Genomic DNA, 14,626 nt, shown 5'->3' with positions numbered 1-14,626 from the left:
AGGTAGCTAAAAACTCATTGTTATCCAAAAACGCAACACCGCTTATCTCCTTTTTAAAAATGGTTTACGATGATAATCATCGGATACATGAGCTTTTAGCCCCGCTGGCGTTGCCGCCAGTAAGAAAAATTCTACTTTGCTCCTCCTCCTTCAGGATTCGTATTGATTCACCCATAGGTTTTCTTGTTTTAAAGCTTCCACTAAGGTTTTTCCGATGCTCGTGGGTTTATCTGCCATATAGATACCTGCTTCTTTCATGGATTGTATTTTTTCTCTAGCCCTTCCTTTTCCATCATCAATAATAGCTCCAGCTTGACCCATGGGTTTACTGGTTGGTAGGGTTTCACCACTGATATATCCTACTACTGGCTTTTTCATATTGGCTCTAATCCATTTTGCTGCCTTTTCTTCTTCCTTCCCTCCAATTTCACCAATCATCACAACTGCCTTCGTCTCTTTATCTTCATTAAAAGCCTGAAGCACCTCGATAAAATTGGTGCCCTGAATCGGATCTCCACCAATTCCTACGGCAGTTGATTGTCCGATTCCTCGCTGAGAAAGCTGATAAACCGCTTCATAAGTAAGGGTACCTGAGCGAGAAACGACCCCTATTTCTCCTTTTTGATGAATATATCCTGGCATAGTCCCAATCTTGCATGTTTCAGGCGTAATAATACCAGGTGAATTCGGGCCAATTAAACGAGTTTTTTTGCCTTCCATATATTTTTTTACTTTGATCATATCCATCACAGGAATATGTTCTGTAATGCAAATCACTAAATCCAATTCTGTTTGTACGGCTTCTAAAATAGCGTCGGCTGCAAAGGGGGCGGGGACATATACCACCGAAGTATTTGCCGATGTCTTTGCAACGGCTTTTTCCACTGTGTTAAAGATGGGGACTCCCAACAGTGCTTGGCCTTCTTTTCCAGGGCTAACGCCTCCAACAATGTTGCTTCCATAGTCTTGCATAAGCTTTGTATGGTATTGGGCTGTTTTTCCTGTAATGCCTTGAATAATGATTTTTGTCTTTTCATCCACCCAAATCCCCATTAAGCCGCACCTCTTTTCCCTTCCACTAATTCAACAATTTTCTGAGCACCTTCGCTCATATTAGCCACTGTTACAATTTCCAAGTTAGAGGATTTGAGAATTTTAAGACCTTCCTCTACATTCGTTCCTTCCAAGCGAAGGACTATAGGCACTTGAAGCTCTATGTCTTTTACTGCATTAAGAAGGCCTTTGGCAATCACATCACATTTTATAATGCCTCCAAATATATTGACCAAAATTCCTGATACCTTTGAATCTGACATAAGGATTTTGAAAGCTGCTTTAACTGTTTCTTCTGTGGCTCCACTTCCTATATCCAGAAAATTCCCAGGATGGCCACCATAATGCTTGATGATATCCATCGTGGCCATGGCTAAACCTGCTCCATTAACCATACAGCCAATATTGCCCTCCAAAGAAGCATATGCCAATCCATGAGATGCCGCTTCCACTTCTTTTTCTTCTTCTTCATTGAGATCCAAATATTTCCTTAGGTGAGGCTGACGAAAAAGAGCATTGTCATCAAAACTAAGTTTTGCATCTAAGGCCTGTACCTCTCCACTTTTCGAAATGACTAATGGATTAATTTCTGCCATAGAGCCATCTTGTTCGATAAAGCATCGATACAGATTTTTCATTAGGTCTACGGTATCTCGAAGTTGCTCTGGTGGTATTTGAATCCCATGGCAGATTCGATGTGCCTGAAATTCCGCCAGTCCTGTTACAGGATCGATGATTTCCTTATGGATTCTATCAGGATTTTCCGCTGCAAAGCTCTTGATATGGGCATCATCTTGTTCTGAAGCAATTATCATCACCCTTGCAGCTTCAGGATCCAGCGTAATGGCTATATAGTACTCTTTCCATATTTCGCAGCTTTCTTCAATCAGCAGTTTTTTTACTACTCGACCTTCTGGACCCGTTTGGTGGGTCACCAAAGTTTTTCCCAAAAGATGTGCGGCTTCAGTTTTCAAATCCGCCAAATTACTGACCATTTTTACCCCGCCAGCTTTTCCTCTGCCTCTAGCATGTATTTGTGCTTTGACAACAGCTTTGTCTGTTTCTATGCTCCAGCCTGCTTTTTCCACCTCTTCTAAAGTTCCGGCAACAAACCCCTTGGGAACGGGTATCCCATACTGCTTTAATAAAGTTTTTGCCTGATATTCATGAATATTCATCTTTCAACCTCCTTTCTTTGCCTATTTTCTCCAAAAACAAAAACCAGAAATCCCTAAGACTTGCTCTTAAAGGACCTCTGGTTTTCCAGTCAGTTCTCACACTATTTAATTGATCACGTTTACAGTTTTATCGACTCTTTCCATTCTTCAACACGAACTACCTGTCCGTCTTGGAACACCAAACGCATTTCTCCATGCCTTGTCTCACGAATCATTTTCAGCAGCTTTCGTTCTCTTTGTGACAACTCCTCTATTCCCATCTTTCTTTCCGCTAACATATCGCTTCCTCCTTTTGGTATGTTTTATCCATGGGACGTTTCCCCACCATTAACGATTTTCTTCCGCCACAGCCAGTGCAAACAAAGTGTCGGATAAACGATTAAAATATCGCAACAAGCACTCACTCACCTCTTCTTCTCGCATAAGCCATATGATTCTTCGTTCCAGGCGACGACAAATGGTTCTTGCCGCATGCAAATTGGCTGAAGAGAGATTGTTCCCAGGCACTACAAAACCTAAGGGCTTTTCCAGTTTCTCCATATATGCATCGATAAACCCTTCTTGCTTCTTGATATGTTCTTCTGTGATCTGTTCTCGAAGCTTTTCTGGGTCCCGAGTAGCAAGCTCTCCACCTGCCACGAAAAGTTCCTTTTGAATCTCTTCCAAAACTTCTTTTACTGCCTGATTCTCAATAGTTGCCCTAGCCACGCCGATAAAGCTGTTTAACTCATCCACCGTTCCATAACACTCTACTCGACTTTCATCTTTTGTCACTCGTTGCCCATCCCACAAACTCGTTTCTCCGCCGTCTCCGCTCCGTGTATAAATCCTCATCCTTTATCCCTCCTACTGTGGCTTTCATGTCTATTGGCATAAAAAAACTTCTCCAGGAATTCAGGGAGAAGTTTTATCGGAATGATTGCATTCAGAGCATACAGATATTTAGGAACTTTCTGTATCCACTCAGTCTCCTTCCCATCTCCCGTGAGAAATCCAGAGTATTCTATGGCAGGTCTCCTGGCTTAGCTTCATTGCATACCAATCTCCTTCCCATTGTTGTTCATCAACAGTGGATATGATTGGTGGCTCAGCATTACAGTGGCGGGACCGCGTGGGCATTACACCCATCTTCCCTTTTAATCTGTTCTCGTAATCAAACAGACACCATAAAATAATATTCAATTCTATCAACATAAGCATAGCATATCTTTATACCCAATTCAAGCTATATCCTCTTAGTTCCTTTTTATCTCCCTCATCCTCTCATTTGCTTTTGTTTTCCCTGGGATTAGTATCTAGATGCCTCTAATTCTATGGCTATCATCCCCTAGACCCTACTGATTCTTGGAGGTTTTTCAATGGTCTATGGCGAAGAAGCACCTTGTAGTACATGAGTTTGCTTCTATTTATTGACAGGCTCCTTTATTTGTATAAGAATAGAAGGAAGAACCCTAACGGAAAGGTGGTTATCCCATTGAAGGATGTATATATCGAAGTTTTAAAGGAAGAATTAGTGCCAGCCCTTGGATGTACAGAACCTATTGCTATTGCTTATGCCGCCGCTAAAGCCAGAGAAGTGCTGGGGCAAATGCCCGAGTCCATCCAGATTGAATCCAGCGGAAATGTGATCAAAAATGTAAAAGGAGTTACGGTTCCTATGACTCCAGGCATGAAAGGCATTGAAGCTAGTGCTATTCTTGGAGCCGTCGGAGGAGATTCTTCCAGGAAATTAGAAGTGTTAACGGCTGTTACGGAGGAACATATTCTCAAAACAAAAGAATTCTTGGAACAGAAAATTTGCCAAGTCACATTAGCAGAAGGAGTAGAAGGTCTTTATATTAAAGTGTTTGTTAAGGCTGCCAATGATGAAGCCAGCGTTACTTTAAAAGATTGCCATACGGGTATTATTGAAATCACTAAAAACAAACAAATTATTGAAAAGGAATCCACGATTGATGTACATGCCACCCAACAACAAGTGGACAGAAGCTTTTTAAGCATCCAAGGGATTTACGATTATATTCAAACCGTAGATGCTGGAACATTAAAACCTGTTTTAGAAGATCAAGTAACCATGAACCGTGCCATCGCTGAAGATGGACTTGCAAACCCCTATGGAGCCAACGTGGGAAAAACACTGCTGGAACTCTATGGTGATGCCGTAGATAATAAGGCTAAAGCCTATGCTGCCTCTGGATCTGATGCTCGGATGAGCGGCTGTTCCAAGCCTGTAGTTATCAACTCTGGTAGCGGGAATCAAGGCTTAACGGTTTCTTTGCCGGTTATTGTTTTTGCCGAATATCTAGATGTTTCGGAGGAAGTCTTGTATCGAGCATTAGCTCTAAGCAACCTTATTTCGATTCATATCAAAACAGGTATTGGAAAGTTATCTGCTTTCTGCGGTGCTGTCAGTGCTTCCTGCGGTGCAACGGCTGCCATTGCCTATTTACACCAAGCTCCCTTTCCTGTAATAACAAGATCTATTGCAAATACGCTGGCGAATACCTCTGGTATTGTCTGCGATGGTGCCAAAGCTTCTTGTGCCGCTAAAATTGCTTGTTCTGTCGATGCAGCTATATTATCATTCCGCTTGGCTGAAAAAGATCAGTACTTTGAAGCCGGTGATGGCCTCCTTAAAGAAGATATTGAAGAAACCATTCGCAGTGTTTGCCGAATGGCCAAAATTGGAATGAAAGAAACCGATGTAGAAATCCTGAAGATCATGATTGAATCCTGATCTTCAGGATTTTTTTACTGCATATAAATAAATTCTGGTAGTTGACCTGGTTCAAAGGCTCTTATAAATAATTGATTGTCAAATTCATCAAAAAAACCAACTACATACACAGGATAATATTCACGGGCTCTCCAGAAAGATGAAGAGCGATTTAAGCTTGCTTCAATTTCCTCTACATCCTTGGTGGAAATCCCATCTCCTATTTCTATAAACCCATTTCGCTCTATGACTTCCATTTCATTTTCCGACTCCACCATCCGTACAGATACTTGGGCTATATCTTCTGGAACTACCGTAACCTCATCATAGTGATCCTTGTCTTTTAACCACTGATCTAGTGCTTCAAAATTACGGTTTCGATCAACATATAACTGGCCGCGATCACCATAATAGGGAGGCATTGATTTTTGTTTGCGATCTGTTAAATGAATACGAATAGATCCTTCTGAATCACTTGGACCATATAACGTATCATAATCCGCTCTTTTGATTTCTTCCTGAATAATACTTAGGACTTCTTCTGCTTCTTCCTGCTGCAAGATCTTTCTTTTGTCCATTTCTCCAGCTCTAAATTCTATATGAGATACGTCTTCTGGCTGTAATCGGAGTACTGGGAATTCCATTTCTTTGTCTTCCATAAGACCCTGGATGGATTGAAAATATTCCTCGAAATCATGGTGAGACACCCTATATTCACGAACTTGACGACTTCCGTCTTTTAAATGATACGCCAGTGCCACTCTCCTTGTATCCGAATTATATTGATTGCCTTTAAAACGGAACCAATTGGATTCCTGAATAATCGCTTCATGCAGTTTTAGAATTCTTTCTATACTCTGGGATTGACGATAAAAATAATCCCACTCCTCTTGCTCAGAAGCAGTCTTCCAGTTTTCATACCGCCAAAAAGCTCCGTCAAAATAAACTTTTTCAATGTCGTCTACCTTGGGAATTCGTTGCTCATAACCAGTCACATCCGTTACAATTCCTGTCATGATCATCCCTGTGATGGCTGCATAGATGGCAAAACTTTTAAGGTTTTTCCTATTAAAGACTCTAAAACTTTTATTCAATACTGCCAAGGCTATATAATGACCGATCACTGCAAAGAGAGCGTAAGCAATCAAAATCCAAAATACGTTGCCCCTACTAGCGATTTCGGCGTAAAGTCCTCCAGTGAGCATCACACAAAAGGTGATCCCTAATAGAAAAATAGTGTTTATTCCATTAAATACCACCGTTTGACGACATCTTTCCATCCGCCGATATTGGTAAAGAGTTCGAGAAGCAACAAGCAAAAGAACGCAGGCTACCAAATATCCTCTCACTTCCGAGAAGCTTAAGGACTCTGCATACAATCCAAAGATCCGAATGATCGGTGAAAAAACCAAGTATTCTTCCTGCATTAAAAAATCTCCACTAAATCCATACAGTAAAATGTTGAGATTATATGCCATTAGGATCAGCATTCCAGCTGGTAATAGCAATAGAATATACGCAAAAATCCCTTGGGCCAATACCACACCGGAAAACATTCCTACGGTTACGGTGGAAAGATAGATGACGAAATTCATCAATAATGTGGTACCCATCCATTGCCAAATAGTTTCTACTGCCAAGTACTGGTTAAGCACTGTCAGGCTTCGGATAAGAAAACTGATGCCACCTATTAAGGCTACGGGCAAGGCCCACAACAATACACCACTGATGAGATGGCTCCAAAACATAGTTTTTCTTGTCATTGGAATGCTATGCAGAAAGTCTGAGGATGATTTCTGTTGTAAATACTGAAATACTAAGATTGCCGTAATAAAAGGCACCGTCAGCATTAAAAACATCTGAAAAGGCTCTCCACTAAATTCATACATTCTCGTAAATGTTTCTGGGTAAAAATGAGGTTCTTCATGGGATGGTAGTCGCATCATGATCCGTAGAGGTAATAGGAGCATCAGTGCCATAAAATAACTTCCGCCTACCCATACAAAGCGTTTTAATGCAACCCCTATAATTCCTTTATGCAAAAATGATTTGATCCACTTCATATGCGTGATCCCCCATTTCATAAATAAATATTTCTTCTAGGGTTAATGGCAAGATGTCCAGTAGCACTGGTTGAAACACTTTAAAATCCTCCATTAGTTTTTCTTTTTCCCCCCGAATAATCATGAGATGAACACTTCCCCGTTTTTCGACATGAAGTACGTTCATCCATTGAAGCCATTCTTCTGGCGGCGTTTTTTTAAAAGCAACTTGAATCTTGTGAATATCTTTTTTCAACTCATCCAAATCTTTTTCCAACAACAATTTACCTTGGTGTAAAATCCCTACATGATCACAAAAATCTTCCATTTCTCTCAGGTTATGGGAAGAAATAATAATGGTCATTTCTCGCTCTGCTACGTCTTGGACCAGCAAATTTTTTACTTTTTGACGCATCACAGAATCCAACCCGTCCAGCGGTTCATCCAAAATCATCACCTCTGGCATAGCTGCCATGGACAGCCAAAAAGCAACTTGTCGCTGCATGCCTTTGGAAAGTTTTTGGATTTTTTGCTTTCGGTCAATACCAAAAACCGATTCCATCTGTCGATATCGTTCTTCATTCCAATGTAGGTATGTTTCTCGATAAAACCCAGCCATTTCTTCCACCGTAAAACCTGGAAAAAAGTATAAGGCATCTGGTATCATGATGAGACGTTGTTTTAAAGCTTCATTTTCAAAAACAGAGGCTTCCTTTATCTGCACCTCTCCGCCATCTTCCCGATAAATACCTGCGATGGTTTTTAGCAGCGTTGTTTTTCCAGCTCCATTAGATCCCAGCAACCCATAGATAGAACCTTTTTTCACCTGCATGCTTAAACCTTTTAATGCTTCTATATCATCAAAGTGTTTGGTTAAACCACTGATATTGATCATACTGATCGCCTCCCCTCTTGCTGATCCTCCACTTCTTGAAGGATCTCTGCTAATTCTTCTTTATTCATTCCAAGAAACAATGCCTCTGTCACCAATTTTTTGATTTGCCCTCGTAACTGTTCCTTTTTTTCCTTTTGCATTTTTTCCATCACTGGCGCTACAAAATTCCCCCTTCCTTGCACCGTATACACATAGCCCTGCTTTTCCAACTCTCTATATGCTTTTTGAATGGTGTTCGGATTAATCGTGAGCTGCTGCGCCAAGGATCGAACCGATGGCAGCTGTTCATCTGTAGCAAGTAGCTCCGTAATAATCATCTCCTTAATTTTGTCTATTAATTGTTCGTAGATGGGAATCCTACTCCTTAAATCCAATTCAAACATCGCTTCACCTCGTTTCGCATTTTCATTTATTTCCTTGGGTGAATTGTCTGTACTATTAAAAGTAGTACAGTTAGTACGCTCTTAGTATAATCAGCTCACTTCAACTTGTCAAGTTATATTTTTCTTGTTTTCTTTGATGCTTCTAGTGTTCACTCCCTATTTTTCTACTCTTAGTTAAAAAACCTTGTTTCCTATTACTTTTTCCATTAGAATGTTTCTAACAGATAACTGTGTTTCACCAAACCTTAGATTCAAAGAGGAGGCCACCCGTATATGAAAAGTTTAAAAACAAAGATGATGATGACTTTTTTGGCAACCAGCATCCTACTCCTATTAGGTGCAGGCATCATTTTATACTCTTTAGCATCCACCATGGTGAGCAAGGTAGCTGGAGAGTTAAATGAAGAAATGATGGGCAGCTTTTCTCATAATATTGAATCTTTATTAGAAAGAAAAATTTCCGAGGCCATGATTATCTCTGAACAGGAAGCCGTTAAAAACATGGATCCAGAATCTGCACAACCATTTATGACAAAGATTCTGGAGCAGTCGGATTTCGGTACACTGTCCATGGTCTTTCCAGATGGAACGGCCTTCGACAGTGATTTAGAACAATATGATTTCGGTTCCAGTGCCTACATGGATCCCATTTTCAAACAGGGGGTCAACCATTACGTTACCAATCCTTTTCCCAGTTCCATTGACGGAAGAATGTTAACGGTTATTGCTCATGGTATTGATGACATGGCTGGTAATCGAGTAGGTGCTATTTCTGGTTCCATTTATCTTTCAGAAATCACCGAAATTGTTGAATCCATCTCTATCGGCGATGCTGGTTTTGGATGGATTCTTTCAGACAATGCCACTGTTTTAGCTCATCCAGACGAAGATATGCTTGGAAACTCTTTATCTTCTATCGATGCGTATCAGCATTTAGACGCCTCCTCTATTGAGATGGGAGTGGCAGATTCACAGGAAATAAATATCCATGGACAGTCCATGATTTTGCTCAATGCTCCTATCGAAGGAACGCCTGGTTGGCACCTAATGGTCGAGGTTTCCAGAGCCGAACTACTTTCTGGATTAGCTACATTCCGAAGTACCGTTATGGGTATTATGGTCGTTGCCATCCTCCTAAGTGGCCTTGCTGGTCTTTGGATTAGTGGAAACACCATTAAACCAGTGAAAGCCGTCGCTGAAAAACTTGAAAAAATGGCAGCTTACGATTTAAGAACGTTACCCGAAGATGCCATAAACCTTTATCAGGAACGTCCTGATGAGATTGGTGATATGATTCGTTCTAGCACCCGTATGCAAGAAAATATCGTTGAGCTATTGCAAAGCGTCCTTGGGGCTTCTAAAAATGTAGCCACCTCCTCAGAAAACTTGAATACCACCAGCGAACAGTCCTCTCAAGCTGCAGACGAAGTAGCTAAAACCATTGAAGACATGGCCAAAAGTGCCACTCAACAAGCCAACGACACCACCACAGGAGCTCAAGCTGTTGGTGATTTAAATCAGGTAATCAGCGAAAATCAGCTTTGTTTAAAAGCCTTAAACCAAGAACTGTTAAAAGTAGAAGGCTATCAGCACAAAGGCCATGAATCTATGACAGGTCTTTTGAAAACCACTTCCGATACCCGTTCCGCCACACAAAGCGTTCAGGGAGTCATTAACGAAACACAAAGCAGTGCGGAGAAAATTGATACGGCCAGCGAAATGATCCGCAGCATTGCCGAGCAAACCAACTTACTGGCCCTTAATGCAGCCATTGAAGCTGCACGGGCAGGCGAATCAGGCCGTGGTTTTGCAGTGGTGGCTGAAGAAATAAGAAAATTAGCCGAACAATCCAGCAACTTCACAGATGAGATTGCCACCGTCATTTCTGAATTAACAGATCGAGTAGAGGATGCAGTTAAAACCATGACTCACGTTAATGAAGTGGGAGAAAAACAAGAACTACAAGTGCAAACAACCAGCCAACATTTCCAGGGAATTGCCAGCTCGTTAGAAGAGATGAAACTGTCTCTAAAGGATTTGAACGCTTCTGGTGAGATTATGCAGGAAAAGCGAGAGCATATGCTTAACATCATTGAAAAAATATCGATTATTGCAGAAGAAAATGCAGCAGGTACTGAAGAAGCTTCGGCTGCCGTAGAAGAACAAACGGCTTCTATGACAGAAATCGCCAACGCCAGCCACCATCTCTCTACCCTAGCAGAAGAAATGAATCAAGCCATTCAACAGTTCAAGTTATAAGAGGGCATCACCAGTGGATGAACGCCGTCATTAAAAAAACTTTACCTAGAATTCATTTATCCATAACACAGAGTTGACCTCCTTTGATATAATAAAGCCAAGCCTACCCAACAAAAACATCTCATAGGACCTAAACAAAAAGGTTTACAAGGAAAGAAAACACAAAGGTTTACAAGGAGGTTTTTATGAAAATACATTCCCTTAATATCGGCATCGACATTGACGCCACATTAACAGAACCTTATTACTGGTTGCCCTGGACCAATGCACACTTTGGATTGAACCAAAAGCCAGAAGACATCACCTGCTACGATTTAGCAGATTCTCTGAGGATTACGGAAGAAGAGTATTTGAAATTCTACAATCAATATGGTGAAGCGATTCATGAATACAGTCCCGTACGAAAAGAAGCACCTAGTATTCTCCACGGCTTAGCTTTAAATCATCGGCTATACTATATCACAGCCCGCCATCCTAAACTGCAACACGTCACAGAGAACTGGCTGAATCGTCATGACATCCCTGTCCATGGCTTACATCTACTCGGAAGCCACGACAAAGTAGGAAAAGCACAGGAACTGGAATGTGATTTATTCGTAGAAGACCGGTATGAAAACGCTAGGGCCATTGCGGAAACAGGCATAGATGTTTTACTCATGGACTGTACCTATAACCGAGGATTAGAAATGCTTCCTAATATGAAACGCGTAGAAAACTGGCAGCAAGTCCAAACCGCCATCCATTTTATGGAAAAAAATGGCGTTAAAAGCCTTCATCGCATTATTGCGTAGAAGGCTTTTTTTACTCTACAATTTGTTGAACAGATATTTCTATTTCATCCGAAAGCAAACGAACTTCCTTTGCACCACTTGAAATCCAGTTCCATTTTCTCCTGCAGGAGCTGTTTCAACTGTTTTAGTAGCTGCAGATCCGTTTCCATCTTTTAATTGATTTTCACGTAGACTTGGGATAGAATGATCTTCACACATGGGTTACAAAAACGGAAGCCTTAAAGGAGGAGTCCTATGACAACGCAATCCTATCCAATTGGAATTATTGGTGGCACCCACGTGGATGCTCAAATGGGCATTCATTATTTCAAGGAACAAGGTTTACAACCCGTTGGCATTGGCATCTCCCACACACCAGAGGAAGCCACCACTCTCCAGGTACTTCACCCTTTTAAACTTCAACGACTCGTAGTCAAGGAAGTCTTGCGTATGAAAAAAGAACAACAGGTCAACACCATCTGTATTTACTGTAATTCTCTTAGTGCTGCTATTCGTGTCGAGGAAGTTGAAGAAGAAACAAAACTTCCCATTGTTACCCCCTTAGATGTTTATCGGAAAACTGCAGGTCAATTTCAAAAAGTTGGGTTGCTGGCGGCTAATTGCCAGTCTTTACGAGGCATTGAAAGAATTATTCATGAATCCAACGAGTCTGCTCAAGTAGTGGGGACTGCTTTGCTCCAACTGGTTATTCACATTGAAACCGGTGCTCTTCCCACTGTCATTTTCAAAGAACAGGGCCTTTTGCCTCTTCTTCGTTTTTTTGAAACCGTTGGCGTTTCATCCCTTATTCTGGGCTGTACCCATTTCCCATATTTGCAGGATGTCTTGGCTGCTCATACCTCTCTTCCTATTATTGATCCTGCAGAAGAAATGCTTCGCCTTATTCTATCCCATTAGAAGCCCTTTTATAAACAAAAGAAACTATCTATTGGGTATGTGATATGCACTCCCCTTAAAAATACTTTCTTTCATTGAAAAAGGAACCTCTCCGCTGAAATAGAAGGAGACGTTCCTTTTTTACTTGCATGAGAGGGTCTTGTCTTCACCCTCTCATGCAAACTTTCGCTTTCTAAAGCCATAGGTTCCTTATATCTTAAACACTTTAACAGCTTCGTCCATTTTTGAAGCCATATTTGCTAGCATTTCACTGGAACTGGAAATTTCTTCCATAGACGCTGTTTGCTCTTCCACAGAAGCAGAAGCTTCCTCTGTGCTTGCTGCATTTTCTTCGGAAATAGCCGCTAAATTTTGCATAATGGTCACTAACTGATCCTTGTTGGCTTCAATAATCTTGCTGGATTTTGTTAGATTTTCCACTAATTGGCCTGCTTCTTCAACTGAATTTGCAATTTTAGAAAACTGGCCTTCGGTTTGTTGTTTGCTCTTTTTCTCCACTTCCATAGCCTGATCGATTTCTTTCATGGCCTCAACGGCGGTATTGGATTTTTCTTTGAGTTCTTCAATAATCCCTTTGATTTCCCCAGTAAAGGTAGTGGACTGCTCTGCCAATTTGCGTATTTCTTCGGCTACTACTGCAAATCCACTACCCGCTTCTCCAGCTCTGGCTGCTTCAATGGCTGCATTCAAGGCCAGTAAGTTGGTCTGATCTGCAATGTTTTGAATCATGCTGCTAGCATTATCAATTTTATCGGCGCTGGTTTGATTGCTCTGAACGGCTTCCCCCATAACTCCCACTAGGCGGCTGCTTTGTTCCATCAGACCTGATAATTCATCCATCACCTTAATTCCTTGATCCTTTTGTCGCTGAATTTCTTCTGTAATACGCTTAACCGACAGAACATATTCATTGTTTTGAACTAATGAACGTTCCATCTCTTTCACATTTTGTGCTGCGGTTTCCACTTCTTCCGCCTGCTCTGTTGCACCTTCTGCTATGCCTTCAATGGTTTTAGCCACTTCCTGAGAAGCCGTAGATGATTGTTGGCTCGTGGCAGTTAACTCTTCTGCCGACGTAGCCAGTTGTTGTGAATGCCCTGTGATATCCTGTACTAGTTTCGCAAAACTTTCCTGCATAATTCCTAAGGAACGAGCCATCTCTCCTATTTCATCTTTTCGACTTAAATGAGCTCCCAATTTACTCTTTTTATCCATAGTGAGATCATAATTTGCCAATCCATCAATAATTTCCGAAATGTTTTTAATCGGGGTAACGGTTCTTTGTGCAATCAGAAAGGATAGCAACACCACAATGATCATCCCAACGGCGCCAATCAACAAGTACTGATTCCGAAGGCTGGCTAATGGCTGGTATACTTCTTCTTCGTCCAGAACTACTCCCAGGGTCCAACCAGTAGATGGAACTTCCTGATGAAACAGAATTTTATCCATGCCTCCTTCATGATAATACTGAAGGCCCCGCTCTTTCTCTTGTGCTCTTCCATACACTTCCGCAAAAAAAGAATGTTCATTAAAATTGGTATTCACCAGTTCCTCTGATGGATGGGCCATGACGGTACCATCCTCAGCAACTAAAAATCCATATCCAGACTCACCCATTTCCATATCATCAATGGTGGCTGTTAAGGTATCCAAATAAATATCACTTACGGCTGCACCCATAAATTCTCCACTTGATCCGTAAAAAGGAGCCGTTGCCGATACCATATACTGATCTGTATTCATATCCTGATATACCTCTGTAACCGTTGGCTTTCCTTGCTGCTTGGCTGCAAGATACCAAAGCCGATCCGTCATATCGTAATCCTCTGGTGGCACCCATCCACTGCCTGTAATAAAGGTACCGTCCACAAAACCCAAATAATAATGGACCATATCTTCATCATATCCAGTTGGTTTTAAATACTCGTTCTCTAATGGATTTTCTAATACCCGTTCCATTATGTAAGGATCCTCTGCCATGCCTGCTACCGTAGCAACAGAAGCCACCTTTTGTCCCAGCCAAGCTTCAATATAGTCTACCATCGCCTGGGTTTCAGCCTCTCCGTCTGCATAAACACTTTCCTGCAAATTGTTTCTTGCGTTGGTATACCCCATGACAGAAGTAATTGTAATAATCATTGCAAAAACCAGCAAAAGCATCATCGTTAATCTTCCTCGAAACTTCATCATAGTCCCCCTTTTCTGTTTGTTTTCACGCTGTCCATAATTCAAAGCAACCTTAAATGAAGGGATTGTCCTTTTCTCAACCACTCCTTTCTTATGGATCTTTTATGGCCTAAAGCACAATAATAACAAATGCTTCTGTAAGCGTCAAACCTCCTCTAGGGTTTATTTCGTTAATTCTTTAACTTTTTATTTTCCCACCATGCGGATTTTACGACCTCGATA

12 protein-coding genes and 1 riboswitch are annotated in these 14,626 nt (G+C 41.3%); of the genes, 4 read left to right on the top strand and 8 right to left on the bottom strand.

Going from position 1 to position 14,626, the window contains the following annotated elements:
- Positions 1-150: 150 nt before the first annotated feature.
- The 4 genes from sucD to ACZ47N_RS08630 all read right to left on the bottom strand — a co-directional run bounded on the left by sucD (position 151) and on the right by ACZ47N_RS08630 (position 3,065).
- Positions 151-1,053: a succinate--CoA ligase subunit alpha gene (sucD, locus tag ACZ47N_RS08645; protein ID WP_464886155.1), complete on the bottom strand. Its 903-nt coding sequence runs from the start codon at positions 1,051-1,053 to the stop codon at positions 151-153.
- Entirely contained in the window at positions 1,053-2,231 is a 1,179-nt protein-coding gene (gene sucC / locus ACZ47N_RS08640; protein ID WP_464886154.1) for an ADP-forming succinate--CoA ligase subunit beta, read from the bottom strand. The genes sucD and sucC overlap by 1 nt, the downstream gene beginning before the upstream one ends.
- Positions 2,232-2,350: 119 nt before the next feature.
- The gene (locus ACZ47N_RS08635) at positions 2,351-2,509 is read right to left on the bottom strand and encodes a DUF2292 domain-containing protein (protein ID WP_464886153.1); all 159 of its coding nucleotides are present in this window, start codon (positions 2,507-2,509) and stop codon (positions 2,351-2,353) included.
- A 49-nt stretch (positions 2,510-2,558) separates the two neighbouring features.
- Complete coding sequence (locus tag ACZ47N_RS08630; protein WP_464886152.1) at positions 2,559-3,065, bottom strand: cob(I)yrinic acid a,c-diamide adenosyltransferase; 507 nt, start codon at positions 3,063-3,065, stop codon at positions 2,559-2,561.
- Between the two features lie 156 nt (positions 3,066-3,221).
- A riboswitch (cobalamin riboswitch) is annotated at positions 3,222-3,415 on the bottom strand.
- A gap of 290 nt (positions 3,416-3,705) precedes the next feature.
- Here ACZ47N_RS08630 and ACZ47N_RS08625 point away from each other — a divergent pair.
- Positions 3,706-4,968 (top strand): L-cysteine desulfidase family protein, encoded by a 1,263-nt coding sequence (locus tag ACZ47N_RS08625; protein ID WP_464886151.1) that lies wholly within the window; start codon positions 3,706-3,708, stop codon positions 4,966-4,968.
- A 14-nt stretch (positions 4,969-4,982) separates the two neighbouring features.
- Here the strand turns inward: ACZ47N_RS08625 and ACZ47N_RS08620 are convergent, their stop codons facing one another.
- Genes ACZ47N_RS08620 through ACZ47N_RS08610 form a run of 3 tightly spaced genes read right to left on the bottom strand, consistent with a single transcriptional unit; the run spans position 4,983 to position 8,267 of the window.
- Positions 4,983-7,010, bottom strand: coding sequence for a DUF6449 domain-containing protein (locus tag ACZ47N_RS08620; RefSeq protein WP_464886150.1), 2,028 nt, complete (start codon positions 7,008-7,010; stop codon positions 4,983-4,985).
- On the bottom strand, positions 6,982-7,884 hold the full coding sequence (locus tag ACZ47N_RS08615) for an ABC transporter ATP-binding protein (protein WP_464886149.1): 903 nt from the start codon (positions 7,882-7,884) through the stop codon (positions 6,982-6,984). The genes ACZ47N_RS08620 and ACZ47N_RS08615 overlap by 29 nt, the downstream gene beginning before the upstream one ends.
- A complete protein-coding gene (locus ACZ47N_RS08610) occupies positions 7,881-8,267 on the bottom strand; it encodes a GntR family transcriptional regulator (protein ID WP_464886148.1) in 387 nt (128 codons plus the stop codon). The genes ACZ47N_RS08615 and ACZ47N_RS08610 overlap by 4 nt, the downstream gene beginning before the upstream one ends.
- Positions 8,268-8,540: 273 nt before the next feature.
- Between ACZ47N_RS08610 and ACZ47N_RS08605 the strand changes: the two genes are divergently transcribed.
- The 3 genes from ACZ47N_RS08605 to ACZ47N_RS08595 all read left to right on the top strand — a co-directional run bounded on the left by ACZ47N_RS08605 (position 8,541) and on the right by ACZ47N_RS08595 (position 12,214).
- Complete coding sequence (locus tag ACZ47N_RS08605; RefSeq protein ID WP_464886147.1) at positions 8,541-10,526, top strand: methyl-accepting chemotaxis protein; 1,986 nt, start codon at positions 8,541-8,543, stop codon at positions 10,524-10,526.
- Positions 10,527-10,711: 185 nt separating this feature from the next.
- Positions 10,712-11,317: a 5' nucleotidase, NT5C type gene (locus tag ACZ47N_RS08600; RefSeq protein WP_464886146.1), complete on the top strand. Its 606-nt coding sequence runs from the start codon at positions 10,712-10,714 to the stop codon at positions 11,315-11,317.
- 234 nt (positions 11,318-11,551) lie between these two features.
- Positions 11,552-12,214, top strand: a complete 663-nt coding sequence (locus tag ACZ47N_RS08595) for an aspartate/glutamate racemase family protein (protein ID WP_464886145.1) — start codon at positions 11,552-11,554, stop codon at positions 12,212-12,214.
- Positions 12,215-12,403: 189 nt separating this feature from the next.
- Here the strand turns inward: ACZ47N_RS08595 and ACZ47N_RS08590 are convergent, their stop codons facing one another.
- On the bottom strand, positions 12,404-14,404 hold the full coding sequence (locus ACZ47N_RS08590) for a methyl-accepting chemotaxis protein (RefSeq protein WP_464886144.1): 2,001 nt from the start codon (positions 14,402-14,404) through the stop codon (positions 12,404-12,406).
- Between the last annotated feature and the right edge of the window lie 222 nt (positions 14,405-14,626).

The sequence above is a fragment of the Tindallia texcoconensis genome, from assembly GCF_055383815.1.
The sequence above is the reverse complement of the archived record's forward strand: the minus strand, read 5'-3'. Positions and strand labels throughout refer to the sequence as shown.